Here is a 357-nt window from a genome sequence, read left to right as displayed (position 1 = left end):
CGCTTTCCACTGTCTAAATCACCCGAAGGTTCAATAAATAGCTTCTCGCTCGACTTGCATGTGTTAAGCACGCCGCCAGCGTTCATCCTGAGCCAGGATCAAACTCTCATGTTTAAGATTTTTTAAGATTAGAAATTCTTAGCTTCGATTTTCAGTTACATCGAAACTTAATTATCAAAGGTTAGTATTTCTTAGCTTAAATCATCGTTAAGATTTTTTAAGCTTAGCTCAAATCATCGTATAAGTTTTAATCTTGACCAGATTGCTCTGGCTTATATTTTATAGACTATCGTCTTTATCCATTAATTTACTAAGGAATTTCTTGGGTAAAACTTTTACTAAGTTTTTGGTTGTTTC

Annotated in this window: 1 rRNA gene; it reads right to left on the bottom strand. The window is 33.9% G+C overall.

What is annotated here, in order from left to right:
* Positions 1-114 (bottom strand): 16S ribosomal RNA (locus tag QMG30_RS24855); the annotation flags it as partial.
* Positions 115-357: the final 243 nt, after the last annotated feature.

The organism is Vallitalea longa (assembly GCF_027923465.1).
Lineage (GTDB): Bacteria > Bacillota > Clostridia > Lachnospirales > Vallitaleaceae > Vallitalea > Vallitalea longa.
Note: the sequence above shows the minus strand (reverse complement) of the source record. Positions and strands in the feature narration are given on the sequence as shown.